This is a genomic window from Enterocloster sp. (assembly GCF_057861365.1).
The window spans coordinates 43,299-66,219 of record NZ_DBMACH010000008.1 but is presented as its reverse complement, the minus strand read 5'-3'; the positions used below and the strand labels follow the sequence as shown (position 1 = coordinate 66,219).

Genomic DNA, 22,921 nt, shown 5'->3' with positions numbered 1-22,921 from the left:
CTGTCCCATCTACGCGTTTACTAATGGAGGATAAGAATGAAAAAGAAAACAGCTGTTTCACTGGGCATGCTCTCTCTGGCCCTTGCCGCCGGTCTTCTCACTGCCTGCGGTTCCGGCCAAAAAACCGGGGCTGAGGAAGGCTCCGGCGAAGACAACAAATTATATGTATACAACTGGGGCGAATACATTGACGAAAGCGTAATTGACGAATTTGAGGAAGAAACAGGAATCGAAGTCGTATACGACCTTTTTGAAACAAATGAAGAAATGTATCCCATCATAGAAGCGGGAGCGGTAAAGTACGATGTGATCTGTCCTTCCGACTATACCATCCAGCGTATGATCCAGAATAACCTGCTGGCTGAAATCAATTTTGACAATGTACCCAATATCAAAGAAATCGGCCCGGAATATATGGATATGGCAAAGGATTTTGATCCGGAAAACAAATATGCCGTTCCCTACTGCTGGGGCACAGAAGGAATCCTCTACAATAAGCAGCGCTTTGATGAGCTTGGCATCCCATATCCCACCAAATGGGCAGATCTGTGGAATCCTGAGTTAGAGGGCGAGATCCTGATGCACAATACCCTGCGCTATGCATTTATGGCCGCATTAAAGATCAAGGGCTACTCTTTGAATACCACAGACCCGGATCAGCTGGCTGAGGCTAGAGATATGCTCATTGAGCAGAAGCCCCTGGTTCAGGCCTATGTAATCGACCAGGTAAGGGACAAGATGATTAACGGCGAGGCAGCTGCTGCCATGCTCTACTCCGGTGATCTCCTTTATATTCAGGATACCGCAAAGGAACAGGGTTCTGAATTTGATCTGGAGTATGTGCTTCCCGAAGAGGGAACCTCCTACTGGATCGACTGCTGGGTCATCCCTGCCAATGCAGAGCACAAGGAAAATGCCGAGAAATGGATTAACTTCCTGTGCCGCCCTGACATTGCAAAAAAGAACTTTGAATACATTACCTACGCTACCCCTAACAAGGGCGCCTTTGAGCTACTGGACGAGGAGCTGCAGAATAACAAGGCTGTGTTCCCGGATCTTTCCCAGCTGAAAAACAGCGAGAGCGTTCAGTATCTGGGCGAGGAAGTAAATGATATGTACAATGAGATGTGGAAGCAGGTAAAGGCAAACTAAACAGCTGTCTGTGAAAGAGCCGGGCATATCATCAGTGGACAAAATGAATCATGGTTTGCTTGTCAATCCTTTTCTTCTATGATACACTGAAGAGGTAGCAGTTCCCGTTTTTCAGGCAGACGGGAAAGAAAACCGTAAGGGGGAATGTTTGTTTTGAAAATACAGGAATCCGCTGAAAACTACCTGGAAACGATTTATATGCTGAGCCGCCATAAACCCTATGTCCGCTCCATTGATATTGCAAATGAACTGAGTTTTTCAAAGCCCAGTGTCAGCGTAGCTATGAAAAACCTGAGGGAAAACGGCTATATCCGCATGGATGAACAGGGTCACATCACACTTACTGAGACTGGACAGTCCATTGCTGACGTTATGTACGAACGCCATATTCTTTTGTCCAACTGGCTGATCTATCTGGGTGTGGATCCTCAGACAGCTGCAGAGGATGCCTGCCGTATGGAGCATGTAATCAGTCCGGAAAGCTTTGAAGCAATTAAGAAACATATTACCCAGGGAAATGAGCTTCCAAAGGAGCTTAAGGAGGAATCTATTCATGCTTAAAGACCTTGTAAAAAGCTGCCGCTCCTATCGGCGGTTCTATGAAGATATATCCATTCCGCAGGAAGAGCTGACAGATATGGTCGATACGGTGCGCCTTACAGGCTGCACAGCCAACTGTCAGCCCCTAAAATACCGCATCATCCGTACTCCGGAGGAATGCGCGGCAATTTTCCCCTGCCTTTTGTGGGCAGGCGCCCTGAAGGACTGGGACGGACCGGAAAAGGGAGAACGTCCCTCTGCCTATATCGTCATTCTCTGTGATCTGACTGTGGCCAAAAATAAACAGTGGGATGAGGGAATCGCCGCCCAGACGCTCATGCTGTCAGCTGCAGAAAAGGGCTATGGCGGCTGCATGATCGGAAGCTGCAGGCGCAGTGAGATTCTGTCCATTTTAAAGCTTAATCCGGAAAACTATTCTGTGGGCCTGGTTCTGGCCCTTGGAAAACCCAAAGAGGAAGTCCGGCTTGTACCTGTAGGGGATGATGGAAGCACAACGTACTACAGGGATGAAAATCAGGTGCATTATGTTCCCAAGAGAAGTCTGGAGGATGTGCTGGTTTGATTTCTTCCGTTTTACAGAGATAAATTCTGCTTTTGACATTTTCATATGACACCTAAAAAGGACGCCGTTCTGCCTGAGCAGATGCGTCCTTTTTTCATTCCATTATATCGTTTTTATCTACCAATCAGCTTCATAAACAAAGGAATCTGTCTATATAATTATCCCTTCAGAGCCCTCATGGCATTCAAAATCGCGATCACGGACACTCCCACATCCGCAAACACAGCTTCCCACATATTAGCCGCGCCAAAGGCTCCCATCGCCAGAACGATCAATTTCACGCCCAGGGCAAAGACGATATTCTGCATCACAATTCGGAGTGTTTTACGAGAAATACGGACAACGGCTGCAATCTTTCTGGGATCATCATCCATAAGGACAATATCAGCCGCCTCGATAGCTGCGTCCGATCCCATGCTTCCCATAGCGATTCCCACATCTGCACGAGAGAGCACCGGGGCGTCATTGATGCCGTCGCCTACAAAGACCAGCTTTTCCTTTCCCTTGCATTCTGCCAGCAATTTTTCTACCATATCTACCTTGTCGCCGGGGAGGAGCTCTGCATGAACCTCATCCAGGCCGATTTCCTTTGCTACCGCTTCCCCGGTTTTACTCCGGTCGCCTGTAAGCATCACTGTCTTTGCAGCACCGGCCTTTTTAAGATCGCGTATTGCTTCTGGAATGCCTTCTTTTATTACATCGGAAATAAGAATGGAACCCAGAAAATTTCCTTCCTCTGCTAGATAAACCACCGTTCCCACGCCCGGACATGGCTTATAGGCAATATTTTCCTTCTTCATCAGACGGTCATTTCCTGCCAGCACAGTGCGTCCATCTGCCTTCACACGGATTCCATGACCGGGAATCTCCTCCGCATCTGCGATCCGCGTATGCTCAAAAGAATGCCCCCAAGCTTCACGGATAGACCTGGAAACAGGATGGTCAGAGGAGCTTTCTGCCAAGGCTGCCAGTTCTAACAGAGCCAACTGGGAAGCCGACCAGCCGTCAGCTTTATCTGTATCCTGCCTTTTCTCTATTGTTTCCTGAGCCGCATCTCCGGACGGATAAATGCCTGTCACCTTAAATTCTCCCTTAGTAAGGGTTCCCGTCTTGTCAAATACCACTGTATGGACATTTGCAAGAGCCTCCAGATAATTACTTCCCTTTACCAATACACCTTTTTTAGAAGCCGCTCCGATTCCGGAAAAGAAGCTCATGGGAACGGAAATGACCAGTGCACAGGGACAGGAAATCACCAGGAAAGTACAGGCTCTGCGTATCCCTTCGCTCCATGTCTGTCCAAAAAACAGCGGAGGAAGAATAGCAAGAACTACTGCCGCAATCACCACAACCGGAGTATAATACCTTGCAAACCGGGTAATAAAGTTCTCCACCGGCGCCTTTTTGCTGCTGGCATTCTCTACCAGTTCCAGAATACGTGCTACTGTGGAATCGTCAAATTCTTTCGTAACCTCTACCCGCAGCAGTCCGCTTCCATTGACGCATCCACTGATCATCTCATCTCCTGCTCTGACTCTTCTCGGGACGGACTCTCCTGTAAGAGCAGATGTATCGATCATGGAGTCTCCGGAAATAACCCTTCCGTCCAGAGGGATCCTCTCTCCGGCCTTTATGACAATTATATCCCCCACTGATACATCATCCGGATCCACCTGCTTTAGCTGTCCGTCTTCTTCAATATTGGCATACTCCGGGCAAATATCCATCAGGTCTGAGATTGACTGGCGGGAACGGTTTACGGCATAATTCTGAAACAGCTCCCCTACCTGATAAAACAGCATCACCGCAACTGCTTCTGAGTACTGTTGTACCGCAAATGCTCCTACTGTAGCCAGAGCCATCAGAAAGTTTTCATCAAACACCTGTCCGTTTCTGATATTGCGCAGAGCCCGGTAAATAATATCCCATCCAATGAGAAAATAGGGGATCAGATACAGCGCCGGCCATACCGGGCTTTTCTCCCCAAACGGCAGAAGTCCCAAATGCTCTGTTACTGTGAGGGCAATATAGATTCCAAAGGTTCCAAGGATACGTATAAGCATACGCTTCTGCTTTACTGTCATGTTCCGTTATTCCTCCTGATGCATCATTCTCAACGGCTCTACATCTGAATTGTACAGTCCGGCTCTACTTTTCTGCATACAGACTGCACTTCCTCCATAATCTCATCAAAACGGCTGTCATCCGCTTCAATCGTCATCTTCTGAGTCATAAAGCTCACATTGGCATCCCTTACCCCGTCAATCTTTTTAATGGCGTTTTCCATCTTTGCAGCGCAGTTCGCACAGTCTAAATTAGTTAATTTGAATTTCTTTTTCATGTTCTTATTTTCCTCCATTTTTATATTCTTACTCTGATATGTGATCCATACCCTGACTGAGTATGGTCTTTACATGGCTGTCTGCCAGAGAATAAAATACGGCCTTTCCTTCCCGCCGGTTCTTCACCAGACGGTTCTGCTTTAAAATCCTAAGCTGATGGGAAATAGCGGACTGATTCATGTTTAAAAGCTGGGCAATATCGCACACGCACATCTCTGATTCAAACAATACATACAAAATCTTAATCCGTGTGGAATCGCCAAACACCTTAAAAATCTCCGCCAGATCGTACAGCTGATCCTCATCCGGCATCTTATCAGTCACGGACTTTACCACATCCTCATGAACCTGATAAAAATCACAGCACTCTACATCATTTAATGCCATTTTTTTCCTCCTCTCCTTCGGCCGCTTAATATATGAATAAATGTTCATGTGTTTATATAAACAGTATAGTTCTTTTTTTCTGAATGTCAATAGTTAAATTTAAAAAATAAAAAAGCAGTGCCCTGAGATCTCATTTCTCAAAAGGCACTGCCTCAAATTTTAAAATATTACTGTTTTTCTTCTTCCGCAACCTGGATTCCCAGCTCTTCCAGCTGTTTTCCATCTACAGGAGCAGGAGCTTCCGTCATCAGACAGGATGCGTCCTTCACCTTAGGGAAGGCAATCACATCACGGATGCTGTCTGCGCCTACCATCAGCATAACCATACGGTCAAGGCCGTATGCCAGACCTGCATGAGGAGGAACGCCATACTTGAACGCTTTTAACAGGAAGCCAAACTGTTCCTGTGCACGCTCAGGAGTAAAGCCCAGAACCTCAAACATCTTTGACTGGATATCGGCCTGATGGATACGGACAGAGCCGCCGCCCATTTCCACGCCGTTTAATACTATATCGTAGGCCTTTGCCCGAACACGACCGGGATCGGAATCAAGGTACTGCAGATCCTCTTCCATAGGCATGGTAAATGGATGATGCATTGCCACATAGCGGTCCTCTTCCTCAGAATACTCAAGAAGCGGGAACTCAGTTACCCACAGGAACTTAAAGTCATCTTTTTTCAGCAGATCCAGCTGTCTTGCCAGCTCCAGACGCAGGTTGCCCAACACGTCGAATACAACCTTGTCCTTATCTGCTGCAAAGAGAAGGAGATCGCCCGCTTTTCCGTCCATGGCAGCGATCAGGGCAGCCATTTCCTCTTCCTTCATAAACTTTGCAAAGGAAGACTTAAAGGTGCCGTCCTCATTGATGGCAATGTATGCAAGACCCTTTGCCCCAAAGCCCTTTGCATACTCTACCAGAGCGTCGATTTTCTTTCTAGGCATATGGCCCTGGCCCTCAGCATTGATGCCGCGGACAGAACCGCCATTTTCCAGAGCGCCCTTAAATACCACAAATTCGCAGTCCTTCACAACCTCGGAAACGTTCTTTAATTCCATTCCAAAGCGCAGATCCGGCTTGTCGGAACCGAAGCGGTCCATCGCCTCTCTCCATGTCATGCGCTGGATGGGAAGCTGCAGCTCATAACCGCAGATTTCCTTAAAGAGCTTCTGTAAGAGACGCTCATTTACATCCAAAACATCATCTACATCCACAAAGGACAGCTCCATATCGATCTGTGTAAATTCCGGCTGGCGGTCTGCACGCAGATCCTCGTCGCGGTAGCAGCGGGCCAGCTGGAAATAGCGGTCATAGCCGGATACCATTAACAGCTGCTTAAACAGCTGGGGAGACTGGGGCAGAGCATAGAAAGAACCGGGATGCACACGGCTGGGAACCAGGTAATCTCTTGCGCCTTCAGGGGTGCTCTTAATCAGAGTAGGAGTCTCAATCTCAAGGAAGCCCTCTTCTGCCAGAAATGCTCTTGTGAGAGTTGCCACGCGGCTGCGGGTAATCAGATTGTGCTGGATATCAGGCCGTCTCAAATCAAGGAAACGGTACTCCAGACGCAGCTCTTCCTTTGTCTTGCTCTTCTCCTCAATAGGGAATGGCGGTGTCTCAGACTCAGCCAGGATCCGCAGGGAATTGGCACGGATCTCGATGGCTCCTGTAGCCAGATTTTCATTTACAGCGCCGGAACGGGCCTCTACGCGGCCTTCTACTGCCACTACAAACTCGCTTCTTAACTTCTCAGCCTTTGCGAAGTTCTCAGCGCCGCAGTCATTTTCCTCGAAAATCAGCTGTAAAATACCGGAACGGTCTCTTAAGTCTACGAAAATAATGCCGCCTTTATTTCTGCTCTTCTGAACCCAGCCCATAACGGTGACATTTTCACCGATCTGCGCTGCAGTTACCTCTGTACATCTGTGGGTACGCTTCAACCCAGCCATTGATTCTGCCATGATTATTCTCCTTTATCATCGTAAAGATTTATCGCATTCGCGCATTTTGCAGTAAGCTCCTGAACTATGAACATTCAGGTGACTTTGGAGGCTGTTAGAAAGCCTTAGAGGGTTAAACGTTTCGTTAAGAGCCATATCAAACCTGTTTGAGCGCAGCGAGTTTTTGATATGGCTCTTGTATTTAGAAATGTTTCAGCCTCTTAGCCTTTCTTACAGTCGTAAACCAGAACCTGAATGTTCTGTTCAGAAGATGGCTGCAAAATGCGCAAATGCATTTTCGCCCTTAATGCTTCAGGCTCTCTCTGTAAAACTCCTTAAACTCTCCATAGCCCTCTTTGCCAAGCTGCTCCTTCTGGAACTTCTTGTTTTTATTCATCTGGGCTACCAGCACCTGAACGCCGTTCTTTCTCTCCTCCATGGCCTCACGGATCACTGCTGCCAGAGCTGCGGAATCGATGCCCTTTTCAAAGAGATATGCCTTCTTTTCTCCGGCTCCCGGAACGGTAAAGCCGTTATCTAAGAGGATGGTGACAATGCGCTCAAAACCGATGGAAAAGCCGCAGGCCGGCGTTTCCATGCCAGTGAACTTTCCGATCATCTTATCGTAGCGTCCGCCGCCTGCCACAGAACCGCCGAAGCCCTCCATGGATACCTCGAAAATAGTGCCTGTGTAGTAGGACATACCACGAACCAGAGTGGGATCAAATACAAGTCCAAACTCAGTTTCAGCCACATCCTTAACGGTCTCCATAATGTGTACCAATCCCTGGCATACTGCCGGATCCATTACATCCTTTAAGGTCTCGCCCAGAGCCTTTACACCCTCTGCATCTCTTGTAACGGTACGGAGAAGCTCCAGATAACGGTCTACGCTTTCCTTTGCATTTCCATTTTCAAGAAGCTCCTTCTCCACACCCTCAAAACCGATCTTGTCCATCTTATCCAGGGTAATCAGAACACTGTCCATAGCCTCCTCAGAGAAGCCGCAGTAGCGGGCCATGCCAAAAAGGATACCACGGTCGTTGATACGGACGGTAAAACCATTGTCAGGGCAGATTTTTCCAAGAGCGGTTGTAGTGGCTAAAATCAGCTCAATCTCTGCCAGATTGGTAGCATCACCCAGAATGTCAATATCACACTGGGTAAACTGACGGAAACGGCCCTTCTGGGGACGGTCTGCCCTCCATACGCTTCCCATCTGCAGCGCCTTAAAGGGGCTTGGAAGGCTGGATGCATTGTTTGCATAATAGCGGGACAGCGGCAGTGTCAGGTCGTAGCGCAGACCGCTGTCGGTTAAATCATTTTCATCCTGTGCGGTTTCCAGATTTAACTTGTCGCCTCTTTTTAATACCTTGAAAATCAGTTTTTCATTGTCTCCGCCCTGCTTGCTGGTCAGGTTCTCAATGTGCTCTACACAGGGAGTTTCGATCTGGGAAAAGCCAAAGCTCTTATAGGTTTCACGGATCTGGTTCATAACATACTCACGGATCTGCATCTCGGCAGGCGTGATATCTTTCATTCCGGTTACTGGTTTTTTCGTTAACGGCATAGTATTTTCTCCATAATTTGCGTTTTGTTTCGTGATTACTATTGTAGTGTACTTTTTCTATTTTGCAAGTGTTTTGAGGAAATTCGCGGGAAATCAGGGCTGGAATATACCGTTTACCCCAATATCCTCTCCTTCCGCCCGATCATCTCATCAATCCTGCTGATATACTGCTCTACTTCCTTCACATTCTCGCACCGTTCCCTGCGGTTTTCTGCAGGGAATACAACCTTTGTGGTGGTGCCTGCGCCGCAGGCGGCGATGGTCTGAAGCTCCTCCATGATGAGGATATTGTAAATGCAGGCTTTGCCGGGAAGGGAATAGCCTACGTTTTCAAAATTTCCGGCCATGTTTTTCTGGCGGTAAAGATAATAGGGTTCCATGCCAAGGCGACGGGCGCAGGCCTCGCTCATGGCGATCATCTCAGGTGTATTGTTTATCTTTAAGCCGCTGTACTCTTCCTTAAACATATTTAAACGGGCAGCCCGCTTGATGGCCAGGGAATGAACCGTAAGAGAATCGGGCCTGAGAGCCTCGATCTCTTCCAGTGTGTGGCGTACATCGTCTAAATCCTCCTCCGGAAGCCCCATGATCAGATCCATATTGATATTGTCAAAGCCCAGCTCTCTTGCCATGAGGAACTTTTCCTTTACCATCTCCACCGTATGGCGGCGGCCGATCAGATCCAGAGTCTTCTGGTTCATAGTCTGGGGATTTATGGAAATCCTGGTGATGCCATGGTCTCTCAGCACCCGAAGTTTTTCCTCTGTGATACTGTCAGGCCGCCCTGCCTCCACCGTAAATTCCAAAGCATTCTCCGTATCAAACAGCTGATCCAGCTTTGTCAGGATCGCGTCAATGTCCTCTGCCGGCAGAGCAGTTGGGGTTCCGCCTCCAAAGTAGATGGTATCCAGAGGGCGTCCCTTCATCTTGTCTGCCACATATTCCATTTCCTTAAATAATGCTTCCAGATAAAGGCCGGTGCGCCCCTTCCATTTGCTGATGGGATAGGAGGTAAAGGAACAATAAAGGCAGGTGGTGGGACAGAATGGGATTCCCACATACAGGCTGTATCCCCTGTCATAATCCAACGGCTCTAAAAGCATTTTCTCCCTTGCGGCAATTTCAATGCTCAAATCAATCTTTTCATCGCTCGCCAGATAGTTTTTTTTCATAAAGGAGCGGATCTCTTCCTCCTTCCAGCCCTCCTCCAGACGGCTTAAAGCAATCTTGGTGGGCCGGATTCCCGTGAGGGACCCCCAGGGCAGCTCATGGCCGGTGCGTTCTGTGAGCATACGGTAAAATAGCTGCTTTACCACATTTTTCGTCTCGCTGTGGTCGGAAAGATCCGAATATCCTCTGGAGGATGACGCAAGGTGAAAGTCCTCCAGTCCTTCCGGCACTGGAAAATAAGGACTGCAGCCTGCGGCCTCTCCCTCTTTTATCTGTTCCCAGAGGGCAATCCCTACATTCCATTCCTGTCCGGCCGCATCCTCCTCCGAGGCAGCGCAGCCGTCCTCTTCCTTCTGTATGAGACGGGTCTGCACATAAAAATCCACTCCGTCTTTTATTTCATGGGCATATGTTTCGCCCGGATAAAAAGACATCAGAAGTTCTCTGATGTCCTGTTCGTATGCATTATCCTGTATCAGTAAACCGATCATTTTGTTCCTGCTTTCTATTTTCTATCTATAGCATGCAATAGGATTGTTCTGCGCCTCATAACCAATGGTAGTGGGCTCTCCATGGCCCGGATAGACCATAGTATCTCCCGGCAGTATAAACAGCTTCCTAAGTACAGAATCCACCAGCGCTCTGCTGCTTCCTGTCGGCAGATCTGTCCGTCCATAGGAATCCTGGAACAGAGTATCTCCAGACAGAAGCACCTCTTCTTCCGGCAGATAATAGCACACAGAGCCTGCGGTATGGCCGGGAGTTGCAATGACTTTCCACTTATATCCCAAAAGCTCCAGCTCATCCCCGTCATGTACCAGCCTGTCTGCATGAAAACTCAGAGAATGGCCTGTAAAATGAGCGGTCAGATTCAAAGACGTATCCGCCAGCATACCATCCTCGGTTTCCGATGCATAGATGGGAATGGTAAAGGCCCTTGCTATCTGAAGAGCCGCTCCGATATGGTCAAAATGCCCATGGGTCAGAAGCACAGCCTGAAGCTTTATCCCAAGCTCACTGCATTTATTTAAAATATAATCTCCGTTGTCTCCGGGGTCTACTGCCACAGCCTCTTTGGTTGTGTCGTTGTAAACCAGGTAACAGTTCGTGCTTACCGGCCCCAATACGCAGGTTTTGATTCTGAAATCGCTCATACGCATCCTCCTTTAGCCCGTGGTTCTCTGGATATCCAGCACGCCTTCAATCTGGCGGATCTTATCTGTGATCCGGTTCAGTTCTTCCGTGCCGTGAATGTCAAAGGTCATGATAATGGTTGCCTTGCCCTGCTTGCTGGTTCTCACATTCATAGAAGTAATATCAATCTGCTTCTCTGTAAATACCTTGGAAATATCCGCAAACATGCCAATGCGGTTATTGGCGAAAATCTGAATTTCCGTAGAGTACTGCTCCGTACTTCCCGCTGTTTCCGCCACCTGCCATTCTGCATCGATCAGACGAACTCTCTCTTCCTGAGGAAGATTGATCACATTAATACAATCTGTACGGTGGATCGACACACCGCGGCCTCTGGTGACAAAGCCTACGATCTCATCGCCGGGAACCGGATTGCAGCAGCGTGAAAAACGCACTGCCAGGTCATGAAGTCCCTTCACCACAATGCCGCTCTTATTTTTGCGCACCGTCGCTTCTCCGGAGCGGCCGTCTGTATCGGCAATGCCGCCCAATACGTCTGCATCTGTGATCTCACGCTTGCGCTTCTTCTCCCGCTCCTCCATCATCTTATTGATGACCTGGCCTTCCTTCAGGCCGCCGTGGCCGATGGATGCCAGCACGGAATCCCAGTCCTTAAAGGCATACCGGTGCATAACCTTTTCCATAAACTCCGGTTTTCCAAGCTCCGCCCAGTTGATGCCCTTGGCCTTGCAGTAGCGCTCTACCGCCTCACGGCCCCGGATGATATTGTCCTCCTTCATCTGGGTCTTAAACCACTGGTTAATCTTGTTTTTGGCCTGGGTGCTCTTTACCACCTTCAGCCAGTCGCGGCTGGGACCCTTGCAGTTCTGGGAGGTGACAATCTCGATCTGGTCGCCGTTCTGGATCACATACTCAATGGGAACCAGCTTTCCGTTTACCCTTGCTCCTACCATCTTGTTGCCAACCGCACTGTGGATGCAGTAGGCAAAGTCAATAGGCGTAGAGCCGCTTGGAAGGGTCTTTACATCACCCGAGGGCGTAAAGCAGTATACGCTGTCGGAAAACAGATCCAGATCGCCCTTTACCATATTTAAGAATTCTTTGGAATCATCCGTATCCTTCTGCCACTCCAGGATCTGGCGCAGCCAGCTCATCTTTTCTTCTTCCTTGCCTGCTGCTACCTGTCCGCTGCCGCTTTCCTTATATTTCCAGTGAGCCGCAATACCGTACTCCGCCGTGCGGTGCATTTCGTAGGTACGGATCTGGATCTCAAAGGGCTGTCCTGTGCTGCCGATCAGAGTGGTATGGAGAGACTGGTACATATTTGGCTTCGGCATGGCGATATAGTCTTTAAAACGACCAGGTATCGGCTTATACATCTCGTGGATGACGCCAAGAGCCGCATAGCAGTCCTTCACCGTTTCTACCATGATGCGCACGGCAAAAAGATCGTAAATCTGATCCAGGGTCTTGTTCTGCTTGACCATCTTTTTATATATGCTGAAGAAATGCTTCACCCTGCCGCCTACGGAAGCCTCGATGCCCGCCTCATCCATATGCTCTTTTACCTCAGATACAATGGACTGGACAAAGGCCTCTCTGGCGTCCTTTCGCAGATCCACCTTTTCTACCAGATCGTAATACACATCCGGATGGAGGAATTTTAAAGACAGGTCATCCAGCTCGATCTTAATCTTGGAAATACCCAGACGGTCTGCAATGGGAGCATAGATCTCCAGTGTCTCTCTGGCCTTTTCCTTCTGCTTCTCCGGCTTCCAGTATTTTCCAGTCCGCATATTGTGGAGACGGTCTGCCAGCTTGATAATGATGACGCGGATATCCTTTGCCATGGCAAGAAACATCTTCCGCAGGTTCTCCGCCTGGATCTCCACCTTATCCTTATCCCAGTTTAACTGGGTCAGCTTGGTAACGCCGTCTACCAGAAAGGCTACCTCAGAGCCAAACTCCTTTGTCAGCTGCTCAAGGGTCATAATGGTGTCTTCAACCACATCATGGAGAAGGCCCGCTGCAATGGTCTCCTTATCCATTTCCAGATCAGCCAGAATGATCGCCACGCAGAGCGGATGGATAATATAGGGCTCTCCTGATTTGCGCTTCTGCTCCTTGTGAGCCTCATCAGCGATTTTATATGCCTTTTCGATCATGGTAAGATCATCCGACGGATGGTACTTTTGGATGGCGCGGATCAGATCCTGATACAGTACCTCCGGACTGGTAAAATCAGCCGGCGCTTCCAGTTCAATATCCAGTTTTTCTTTTGTTCCCTCTTTTCCCATATGTGTGGTCACCTTTTTCTTAGAAATAATTAGTTATCATTATAATTTTATTTCTGTGAAAAAGCAAGGCCGTCCTTGAAAATATGGCGTCCATGACCGAAACAAATAAAAATTCAGGGATATCCATACATCTTTTTCATGTACAGTTATCCCTGAATCCATATGTTTATTTCATGCTGTCAGCGCCAAACGGGCCTTTATGACAATTCCAGCTTTCCCGTATAGAGCTGATAATACGTTCCCTTTAAGCGGATCAGATCCTCATGGTCTCCCCGCTCGATGATCCGTCCATGATCCAGCACAATGATCGCGTTGCTGTTGCGGATGGTGGACAGACGGTGGGCGATCACAAATACGGTGCGCTCCTTCATCAGATTGTCCATACCTTTCTGCACAATACTCTCGGTTCTGGTATCAATACTGGAGGTTGCCTCGTCTAAGATCAATACTGGCGGATCTGCCACCGCAGCCCTGGCGATAGATAAGAGCTGTCTCTGGCCCTGAGACAGCTCCTCGCCGTCTCCGCTTAACATGGTATCATAGCCCTGAGGCAGCATACGGATAAACTGATCCGCATGGGCCAGCTTTGCAGCCGCATATACCTCTTCATCTGTAGCGTCCAGCTTTCCGTAGCGGATATTTTCCCGGATTGTCCCTGTAAATAAATGGGTATCCTGAAGCACGATTCCCAGAGAACGCCTTAAATCGTCCTTCCTGATCTTCGTAATATTGATGCCGTCATAACGGATCTTTCCATCCTGAATATCGTAAAAACGGTTGATCAGGTTGGTAATGGTGGTCTTTCCGGCTCCTGTAGAGCCTACAAATGCCAGCTTTTGACCGGGCTTTGCAAACAGGCTGATATCATGGAGGATCACCTTTTCATCATCATAACCAAAGGTCACATTCTCAAACCGAACGTCGCCTGTAAGCTCTGTATAGGTCACACTGCCGTCGCCGTGGGGATGCTTCCAGGCCCACATGCCGGTACGCTCCTTACATTCAGAAATCACCCCGTCCGCATCCTTTCTGGCATTGACCAGAGTTACATAGCCTTCATCCTTTTCCGGCTTCTCATCAATCAGGGCAAAAATACGTTCCGCGCCTGCCAGAGCCATGATAATGGCGTTAAACTGCTGGGCCACCTGCATAAAGGGCTGGGTAAAGCTCTTTGTAAACTGCAGGTAGGAAGCCATCACACCCAGGGTAATGCCGCCGACTCCCAGCACAGACAGGAAACCTCCCAGCACTGCCGTAAGCACAAACTGCATATTTCCAATGTTTCCGATCACAGGCCCCATAATGTTGGCAAAGGTATTGGCCTGAGAAGCACATTCAAAAAGCGCTTCATTTAATTTGTCAAACTCCTCCTCGGATTTGCGCTCATGGTTAAATACCTTAACCACTCTCTGGCCGTTCATCCGCTCTTCCACAAAGCCTGTTATGTCCGCTACAGCCACCTGCTGGCGCACAAAATATTTTCCGCTGTTTCCTCCGATCTTTCTGGATACGAAAAGCATGACAACAATAACCAGTACAGCCAGCACCGTAAGAGCAGGGCTTAACACCAGCATGGAGATAAAAGTTACTACGATCGTAAAAAAGGAAGACAGCGCCTGGGGGATGGACTGGCTGATCATCTGGCGCAGCGTGTCTGTATCGTTGGTGTAAAGACTCATGATAGAGCCGGTTGTATTCTGATCAAAATACCGGATCGGAAGGGTCTGCATGTGCTCAAACATATCGTCACGGATCCGTTTTAACACACCCTGTCCGATATAGACCATCAGTCTTGTATAGGTAAAGGCGGCAAGTACACCCGCAACGAAAATACAGGCCAGCGTTCCCAGCGCCCGGTACAGCCCGGCAAAATCCGGCGTCTGCTGTCCGATCAGCGGGATAATAAAGTCGTCCAGCAGAAATTTCAGCGACAGAGATACGGAAATGCTTGCTCCTGAACTGATAAAGATACAGACAAATACCAGAAAAAAGCGCAGCTTATACGTTTCTGTCACATATTTTAAAAGACGCTTTGCGGTCTGAGCCGTGTTTTTGGAAATCTGTAGTTTCTTACTGCTCATTCTCTTCGCCTCCCTTCATCTGAGACTCATATACTTCACGGTAGATCTCATTGGTGCGCAGAAGCTCACTGGAAGTACCCACGCCCACAATCTGTCCTTCCTCCAGAACAATGATCTGATCTGCGTCCTCAATGGAGGAAACCCGCTGGGCAATAATGATCTTTGTAGTATCGGGAATCTCCTCTCTGAAGGCCCTGCGAATGAGAGCATCCGTCTTTGTGTCTACCGCACTGGTAGAATCATCCAGGATCAGGATCTTAGGCCGCTTTAACAGCGCTCTCGCAATACACAGGCGCTGCTTCTGGCCGCCGGATACGTTGTTTCCGCCCTGAACGATCATAGTATCATAACCGTGAGGAAACTCCTTTACAAACCCGTCCGCCTGAGCCAGACGGCATACCCGCTCCACTTCCTCATTGGAGGCCCTTTCATTGCCCCAGCGGATATTCTCATAAATGCTTCCTGTGAAAAGCACATTTTTCTGGAGCACCATGGAAACCTGGTCTCTCAGAACCTCCAGGTCGTACTCTCTTACATCAATTCCGCCTACCTTTACGCTTCCCTTTGTCACATCATATAATCTGGGAATCAGCTGTACCAGCGTGGATTTGGAGCTTCCGGTCCCTCCGATAATGCCTACGGTCTGTCCCGGCTTGATGGAAAGATTTACATCCTTTAAGGAAAGAGGGCCGCCTTCACCTGCATAGCTGAAATCTACATGCTCAAAGGTGATGCTTCCGTCCGCAACCTCCTTCACCGCCTGCTCCTTTGCCTGCATTTCAGGCACTTCCGTAAGGACACTGGTAATACGGTCTGTGGATGCCTCAGCAATCATGATCATAACAAAGACGAAGGTAACCATCATCAGGGACATCATGATCTGCATAGCATAGACGATCACGCTTGTCATCTCTCCTGTCTCCATGGTTCCAAAGACAATGCTCCTGCCGCTGATTGCTACCAGAAGGATGATCACTATATAAATTACCGTCTGCATTACAGGAGAATTCCATGCCACAATCCCTTCAGCCTTTGTAAAAAGCTTGTAAACGTACTTGGATATATCATGGAACTTACCGATTTCATAATCTTCCCGTACAAAAGATTTTACCACTCTGGAAGCGTTTACATTTTCCTGTACAGAATTATTTAAAATATCGTACTCGTCAAAAACCTTTACAAAATGGGGATGGGCCTTCTTCGCAATAAAAATCAGGGCGCCGCCCAGAACGGGGATCACAACTAAAAATAAAAGCGCAATCTTTGGATTGATGGTCAGAGTCATAACCCATGATAAAGCTACCATGATGGGCGCTCTGGCTAACAGGCGCAGGCTCATCATATAAGCCATCTGAACATTGGTAATATCCGTAGTCATACGGGTTACAAGACCTGAGGTAGAGAAATGGTCGATATTCTTAAACGAAAACTCCTGAACCCTGTAAAATATATCATGGCGCAGATTTTTTGCATATCCCGCCGCCGCGATTGCCGCCGTCTTTCCGGCTGTTACGCCGAAATACAGGGCAAGCATTGCCATCACAACCAGTATGAAGCCCCTCTGGATGATGTAAGGCAGATTGCCTCCTGCGATTCCAATGTCAATGATCTTTGCCATTTCCATGGGGATCATAACTTCTAACAGCACCTCCAGCAATACAAATATGGGAGTCAGTATAGACTGCTTTTTGTATTCCCGGACCGACTTTAAAAGTAATTTATTCATCCTTTTCCTCTTCCTCCTTTATGTTTTTATTTGTTTTAGACGCTTCCTCCTCCGCTTTTACAAGATTGCCGAACATCCGGCACATCACACTGCGCCAGATATGAAGCTCTTCTTCCGGGATTCCCTCCATAAGAAGGGCTTCCGTTCTGCCCAGCTGCTCTAAAATCTGGGGACGCAGTGACTCCGCCCTGGCTGTCGGCACAATGCGCTTAAGCCTTGCATCCTGAGGAACGCTTTCTCTCCTGATGAATCCATTTTTTTCCAAAAGCTTCAGGATCCCTGTTACCGTTGATTTGCGGATACGGAACTCTTCCTCGATATCCTTCTGATACACATCCGTATGAAGGGTCCGCAGAAGGATAAACTTCATAATATGCCGCTGAGACCCGGTCAATCCCTCATCCATCAGCTCCTCCTGGATGTTCCTGCGCTTTAACTGATGAGAGAGCATATGGATCATCCTTCCCATATGCATTGTTTCCATTCTGCATTCCATATCCTGCATCATTTCACCTCTTCGTATGCACTGCTTTCAGATAGTTAGCGTCCTAACTTTTGGTATTATACAGACTTAAAAATTTAATGTCAAGATAGTTTCACAGGGGAAAATGTGAAAAATATGTGTTCAAAAAAGCGTCCATCCCATTTTTCAACAGAATGAACGCTTCTGGACGGAAAATTACTTTCCCTCATAAACGATTGCAGAGTCCACTGCATAATCCTTTAACTTCTCTCTGCCCTTTAATCCGGCCAGTTCCATTACAAAACAGATTTTTACCACCTGGCCTCCCAGCTGTTCGATCAGCTTTATAATCGCCTCTGTAGTGCCTCCGGTGGCGATCAGATCGTCTACGATCACAACCTTCTGGCCCGGACGGATGGCGTCCTTATGGATCTCGATCTCTGCAGTTCCGTATTCTAGTTCATACTCTGCAGAAATGGTCTCGCAGGGAAGCTTTCCCTTTTTGCGCACAGGCACAAAGCTCTTATGCTCTGCATAGGCCACCGGTACGCCGAAAATAAAGCCTCTGGACTCCGGCCCAACGACTACGTCATAATCCAGATCCTTCACCATGGCGCGCAGGCTGTCTACTGCCAGCTGCAGTCCGTCTGCATCCTGTAAAATAGAGGTTACATCCCTGAAAATGATTCCCGGCTCCGGGAAATCAGGAATGCTTCTTACATATTCTTCCAGTTTTTTCATGTCTGCCTTCTCCTTTTGTTTGATCTGCAATCGGTTCACGGACTATTCTTCCTTCAGGTTCCGTACCGTATCCCGTATGATAAGCTTATTATCCAGATAAATTCTCCTGTTATCCACAATTCCATCGTCCAGACGGCGCAGAAGCACTCTGGCGCCCTCTCTGGCGATATCTCCCATGTTTCTCTCCACCGTAGTCAGATGCATATCGGAATAACCGGACAAATCCCAGTTATCAAAGCCGATCAGAGAAACGTCTCCCGGCACGGACAGCCCCGCCTCATCGATCGCTGTCCTTGCTCCAAAGGCCATCTCATCATTAAAACAGAGAATTGCCGTAGGCTCATAGGAAAGGAGCTGTTTTGCTGCGCTGTAGCCGCTTCCGTAACGATAGTTTCCATTAATCATAGGCACCTGATCGGGATCCAGCCCGTGCTTTCGCATGGAGATCCGCCAGCCTCTGTGGCGCAGGCGGGTAGAATCCAGCTCTGGCCTTCCCTCGATGACTGCCAGCTTCCGATGGCCATTATCCAAAAGGTAATCCATGGCCCGTTCCATGGCCCTGGCCTCGTCTGTTGTCACATTGGGCGCATCGATATCCACGGAACGGCAGATAACCGTCATGGGAATCTTCTTTGACAGAACCTCATCCATAAATTCCATATCCTCATTTTTCTGAGACAGAACAATGATCCCGTCAAAATAGCTGGGATTTAAGGTACCCGGTTCATGCATATCAATACCCTTTACCACTACATTATACTTGCTTCCCGTAATACTGTAAACCCCTGTAAGTACATCGTGAAGCACATAGGGAGAAGTCATTTTGCTGATCGTTGAAAAATACAGTCCGATCACATAGGAACGTGATTTTTTCAAGTGGATCGCTGCCTGATTGGGTACATATCCCATTTCAGACGCCAGACGGCGGATCCTGTCTCTTGTCTCGGAATATCCCCCCACTCCGTTTAAGGCCCTGGAAACCGTTGAATAGGAAACCTCCGCCTTTTTAGCGATATCCTTGATCGTTACTGCCACTTTATCCCCTCCGTTTTACATATTCCCGATATTTTCTGTGACAACTGCAGGCCCTTCCTGGCCGCTTATCTCCACATCCTTTAATATAAGCTCTTCGATATTATTTGCATAGATTCCCTGGCGGCAGGTGGTCTTACTGCAGCCCTCCATCATGGCCGGCTGGCCGCACATAGGTTCATCTGCATAAGTTACCCGCACATGCTCCATCTCTACCCGTCCGATCTTCTTTTCCGGCAGGCCGTACATATAGGCAGCAGCCACATGGCAATTTCTGGCCTCAATATTTCTAAAGGTAAGGGTAGCGATCTCCGGCAGGCGGTCATCCACCGGTCCGGCTTCCTTGCTGCGGACATACTCAGAATGGCCATCCGGATCGCAGAAATAGAAACAATTGATCACAAAGGGAGTCATTACATGATCCATTGTGATATTTTCAAATAAAATACCCTGAACTACCGCATCCTTTCCACGTCCTCTTCTGGTCTTGATCCGCAGTCCCCGGTCCGTATGAAGGAACATACAGTCTCTTACGGTCAGATTCTTCACGCCTCCGGCCATCTCGCTTCCGATGGTAATGGAGCCGTGGCCGTCGCGCATACAGCACTGACGGATGGTTACATTTTCACAGGGACGCTTATAGGTAGATCCCATATAGATTTTTCCTGATTTTAAAGCAATACAGTCATCGCCCAGAGAGAAATACACACCTGTAATTTCCACATTTTTACAGGACTCCGGATCCAGGCCATCAGTGTTGGGAGAATCCTTTGGATTTAATACCTTCATGTCCAGGAAACGAAGGTTGTCGGAAAAATAAGGATGGAGATTCCAGCTTGGGCTGTTCTGTACCGTGATACCCTGGAGAACTACATGTTCACACCGCTCTAAAAATACCATTCTGGGGCGGAATGCGCCGTTCATGATCTTGGGATCCTTCCACCAGTTCTCTCTGTCTGCATTTCCATCTATCGTTCCCTGTCCGTAAATCGTTACATTTTTTACGTTCACACCTGTAATAATAGCTGTAAACATAGGAAGAGGATTTCCCTCCCAGGTACCCAGATTGTACTCATCCTTTTCATTATAACTCTGGATCATCCCTTTGAACACAGGAAAACGGCTGCGGTCTGTAAAAGCAGACAATACGGCTCCCTCATCCAGCTCAATGGAAACATCATCCTTAAGGAACAGAGAGGAGATCCGGTAGGTTCCTGCCGGGATCAGCACACGGCTCTCTTTCGGGCAGGCCATGATCGCTGCCTGGATAAAAATCGTGTCATCGCTCTCCCCATCTCCCTTTGCGCCAAAGTCGCGGACATTTAAGGTAACAAACTCATAGTCTGTAGCAAAGTAGGACATAATCCTCTCTCCGGCCTCATTGACCGCCTCTACTTCGTACTGGGTATCGGGAGTCAGATGATACAGGCTGGTGACCGCCTTGTCTGTTTTTGCCGCCTCTTTGTGATTTAAGTAGATAGTCCAGGAAGAGGCTGTATGGTAGCGTCCTCCGTCTTCAATTTCAATTACCGCACATCTTGCGTTCTTGTAGATTACTTTTAATTCCATAGCTTTTGTCTCCTTTAACAAAAATAGAGGAATCCCCCGAAAGAGAATCCTCCGTTTTTTAATGTACCATGCAACATTTAACCCTTTACACCGCCGGCTGCGATACCGTCAATAAAGGAATCCTGGGCGCAGAAAAATACCACCAGGGAAGGAATAATGGAAATCAGGGACATTGCCAGAATCCGGTTCCACTGGAAGCCTACGTCGCCGTCCATAGACATACGCAGATATACGGAGTTGGTATATTTATCCATATCAGCGATATAGATCAACGGGCCCTGGAAGTCATTGTTGGTCCACATGAACTGGAACAGCGCACAGGATACCAGTGATGGCTTTAACATAGGCACAATTACATACCACAGTGTTTTTAAGGTGTTGCAGCCGTCAATCTTAGCCGCCTCCTCCAGCTCTTTTGGTACGCCTCGTAAGAACTGGATCAGCATGAATACAAAGTAGGTATCAGCTGCAAATAAGGACGGGATAACCAGAGGCAGGTAGGTATTTACCCACTTCCAGTTGTTGAACATGATGTACTGAGGTGCGTTTAATACAACCTGAGGAAGGAACAGGGTAGACATCAGCAGTGCAAAAAAGATGTTCTTTCCTTTAAAGTTGAAACGTCCAAAGCCATATGCTGTGATCGTTGCGGATACAACGGTAAAGATAACCTTCGGAATAACGATCTTGTAGGTATTGATCAGAGATTTAACCAGATCGATCTTTCCTCCGTAACTCTTAAATGCATTGTCATAGCCGTCGAATACAGGATTCTTCGGGATAAACCATGCGCTGGTGAAGATCTCGGAGTTGGTCTTAAAGGTTGCTCCCACCATCCAGATCAGAGGATACACCATGATAATCCCTACCAGGATCAGAAGGGTGTAGCGGATCACAGTACTGATTTTTCTTCTTGTCTCTCTTGTCATCTGATTCTACCTCCCATCCTCATCTGAATAGTAAACCCACTTCTTCTGGCTGACAAATGCAACAACGGTCATAGTCATAGTAATCAAGAACAGGATCCACGCCTGGGCGCTTGCCATACCCATCTTGTGGCGGAGGAATGCGTTGTTGTAGATCAGCATGGAGATCAGGGTGGTTGCTCCGTTTGGTCCGCCCTTGGTTACAAGGAACGGTCCGTTGAACTCCTGGAATGCCTGGCATAACTGGGTAACCAGGTTGTAGAAAATAACCGGTGTGATCAGGGGTACGGTAATCTTAAAGAACTGTGTCCACTTGCCGGCGCCGTCGATGGAAGCCGCCTCATAAAGATCCTCAGACACGCCCTTTAAGGCTGCCAGGAAGATAACCATAGCGGAACCGAACTGCCATACACGGAGAAGTACGATCACCATCAGGGCGCTCATGTCGCCGGCCATCCAGTTGATCTCCGGGATACCGAACGCGCCTAAAACGGTGTTGATCAGACCGTCTGTGTTAAATACAGCTCTCCACAGGATAGCGATCGCGATGGAGCCGCCCAGAATGGAAGGGATGTAGTAAGCGGTTCTGAAGAAGTTTACGCCCTTTAACTTAAAGTTTAAGATGTAGGCAATAAACAGAGCGAACATCAGCTTTAAGGGCACGTCAAAAATGGCGTATTTAAACGTTACCACAAAGGCGCGGATGATATCGGGATCCGTAAAGATCTTCTCGTAATTCATCATGCCGTACTTGGTAATGCCATTGAAAAGGTCGTAGTTGGTGAAGCTGTAAAAAAGGGATGAGAGGAAGGGATATACCTTAAACAGGATAAAACCAACCAGCCAGGGCAGGATGTACAGAAGGCCGATATTCAGCGCCCAGAATCCTTTCTTGTTTTTCATACGGTTACCTCCATAATATTTCGTACTTTTATACGCGGTCCGCATACTTTTCTGCCAGGAGAGTGCCCAGGGCGCAGCCCTTTTTTATGGCGTATGCGAGCTGCTCGCCGGAAGCCCCTTTGGAAGCTTCCAGATGTTTTCTTATGCCTTCACGGAACATGTCCTGGAGCGCTCTGTAATGCTCATAGATCTCCGGAGACATCTCCTCTATCATGTCGATCAGCAGGGCCAGATCTGCCTCGCTGAGAGTTTTCTGTATTTTAAAATAAGTAACAATACTGCTGTAATTTTCTTTGTTTTTAACTGCTTCTCTGATTTCTTTTTCTGTCATATTCACTGTTCCC

20 protein-coding genes are annotated in these 22,921 nt (G+C 48.0%); 3 read left to right on the top strand and 17 right to left on the bottom strand.

Annotation, left to right across the window (positions count from 1 at the left end; all coding sequences use genetic code 11):
- Positions 1-36 precede the first annotated feature (36 nt).
- The 3 genes from ACZM6M_RS10235 (at position 37) to ACZM6M_RS10225 (ending at position 2,275) form a co-directional block, all read left to right on the top strand.
- Positions 37-1,152, top strand: coding sequence for an ABC transporter substrate-binding protein (locus ACZM6M_RS10235; protein WP_066544977.1), 1,116 nt, complete (start codon positions 37-39; stop codon positions 1,150-1,152).
- A gap of 153 nt (positions 1,153-1,305) precedes the next feature.
- Positions 1,306-1,713, top strand: coding sequence for a metal-dependent transcriptional regulator (locus tag ACZM6M_RS10230; RefSeq protein WP_179297077.1), 408 nt, complete (start codon positions 1,306-1,308; stop codon positions 1,711-1,713).
- Complete coding sequence (locus ACZM6M_RS10225; protein ID WP_340275096.1) at positions 1,706-2,275, top strand: nitroreductase family protein; 570 nt, start codon at positions 1,706-1,708, stop codon at positions 2,273-2,275. Before ACZM6M_RS10230 ends, ACZM6M_RS10225 begins: the two co-directional genes overlap by 8 nt.
- A 158-nt stretch (positions 2,276-2,433) precedes the next feature.
- On the opposite strand, the gene ACZM6M_RS10220 is transcribed toward ACZM6M_RS10225, so the two are convergent.
- From ACZM6M_RS10220 to ACZM6M_RS10140, 17 genes are all read right to left on the bottom strand, one after another.
- Positions 2,434-4,359: a heavy metal translocating P-type ATPase gene (locus ACZM6M_RS10220; protein ID WP_340275098.1), complete on the bottom strand. Its 1,926-nt coding sequence runs from the start codon at positions 4,357-4,359 to the stop codon at positions 2,434-2,436.
- 38 nt (positions 4,360-4,397) lie between these two features.
- Complete coding sequence (locus ACZM6M_RS10215; protein ID WP_066544984.1) at positions 4,398-4,616, bottom strand: cation transporter; 219 nt, start codon at positions 4,614-4,616, stop codon at positions 4,398-4,400.
- Positions 4,617-4,644: 28 nt separating this feature from the next.
- The gene (locus ACZM6M_RS10210) at positions 4,645-5,004 is read right to left on the bottom strand and encodes an ArsR/SmtB family transcription factor (protein ID WP_066544985.1); all 360 of its coding nucleotides are present in this window, start codon (positions 5,002-5,004) and stop codon (positions 4,645-4,647) included.
- A gap of 167 nt (positions 5,005-5,171) precedes the next feature.
- Entirely contained in the window at positions 5,172-6,965 is a 1,794-nt protein-coding gene (gene aspS / locus ACZM6M_RS10205; RefSeq protein WP_066544987.1) for an aspartate--tRNA ligase, read from the bottom strand.
- 283 nt (positions 6,966-7,248) lie between these two features.
- Entirely contained in the window at positions 7,249-8,514 is a 1,266-nt protein-coding gene (gene hisS / locus ACZM6M_RS10200) for a histidine--tRNA ligase (protein WP_066544988.1), read from the bottom strand.
- Positions 8,515-8,627: 113 nt separating this feature from the next.
- Complete coding sequence (gene hemZ / locus ACZM6M_RS10195; RefSeq protein ID WP_418926910.1) at positions 8,628-10,175, bottom strand: coproporphyrinogen dehydrogenase HemZ; 1,548 nt, start codon at positions 10,173-10,175, stop codon at positions 8,628-8,630.
- Positions 10,176-10,196: 21 nt separating this feature from the next.
- A complete protein-coding gene (locus tag ACZM6M_RS10190) occupies positions 10,197-10,838 on the bottom strand; it encodes an MBL fold metallo-hydrolase (protein ID WP_066544994.1) in 642 nt (213 codons plus the stop codon).
- 12 nt (positions 10,839-10,850) lie between these two features.
- Positions 10,851-13,136 (bottom strand): RelA/SpoT family protein, encoded by a 2,286-nt coding sequence (locus ACZM6M_RS10185; protein ID WP_337933792.1) that lies wholly within the window; start codon positions 13,134-13,136, stop codon positions 10,851-10,853.
- Positions 13,137-13,333: 197 nt separating this feature from the next.
- On the bottom strand, positions 13,334-15,217 hold the full coding sequence (locus ACZM6M_RS10180) for an ABC transporter ATP-binding protein (protein WP_337933791.1): 1,884 nt from the start codon (positions 15,215-15,217) through the stop codon (positions 13,334-13,336).
- On the bottom strand, positions 15,207-16,943 hold the full coding sequence (locus ACZM6M_RS10175) for an ABC transporter ATP-binding protein (protein WP_337933789.1): 1,737 nt from the start codon (positions 16,941-16,943) through the stop codon (positions 15,207-15,209). The genes ACZM6M_RS10180 and ACZM6M_RS10175 overlap by 11 nt, the downstream gene beginning before the upstream one ends.
- Positions 16,936-17,427: a MarR family winged helix-turn-helix transcriptional regulator gene (locus ACZM6M_RS10170; protein WP_337933787.1), complete on the bottom strand. Its 492-nt coding sequence runs from the start codon at positions 17,425-17,427 to the stop codon at positions 16,936-16,938. The genes ACZM6M_RS10175 and ACZM6M_RS10170 overlap by 8 nt, the downstream gene beginning before the upstream one ends.
- Before the next feature lie 195 nt (positions 17,428-17,622).
- Positions 17,623-18,147 (bottom strand): adenine phosphoribosyltransferase, encoded by a 525-nt coding sequence (locus ACZM6M_RS10165; protein WP_066545009.1) that lies wholly within the window; start codon positions 18,145-18,147, stop codon positions 17,623-17,625.
- Between the two features lie 42 nt (positions 18,148-18,189).
- Positions 18,190-19,182: a LacI family DNA-binding transcriptional regulator gene (locus tag ACZM6M_RS10160; RefSeq protein ID WP_337933784.1), complete on the bottom strand. Its 993-nt coding sequence runs from the start codon at positions 19,180-19,182 to the stop codon at positions 18,190-18,192.
- 15 nt (positions 19,183-19,197) lie between these two features.
- Positions 19,198-20,748 (bottom strand): glycoside hydrolase family 28 protein, encoded by a 1,551-nt coding sequence (locus tag ACZM6M_RS10155; protein WP_066545011.1) that lies wholly within the window; start codon positions 20,746-20,748, stop codon positions 19,198-19,200.
- Between the two features lie 77 nt (positions 20,749-20,825).
- Positions 20,826-21,677, bottom strand: coding sequence for a carbohydrate ABC transporter permease (locus tag ACZM6M_RS10150; RefSeq protein WP_066545013.1), 852 nt, complete (start codon positions 21,675-21,677; stop codon positions 20,826-20,828).
- A 6-nt stretch (positions 21,678-21,683) separates the two neighbouring features.
- On the bottom strand, positions 21,684-22,577 hold the full coding sequence (locus tag ACZM6M_RS10145) for a carbohydrate ABC transporter permease (RefSeq protein ID WP_066545017.1): 894 nt from the start codon (positions 22,575-22,577) through the stop codon (positions 21,684-21,686).
- Positions 22,578-22,605: 28 nt separating this feature from the next.
- Positions 22,606-22,908, bottom strand: a complete 303-nt coding sequence (locus tag ACZM6M_RS10140) for a hypothetical protein (RefSeq protein WP_337933782.1) — start codon at positions 22,906-22,908, stop codon at positions 22,606-22,608.
- Between the last annotated feature and the right edge of the window lie 13 nt (positions 22,909-22,921).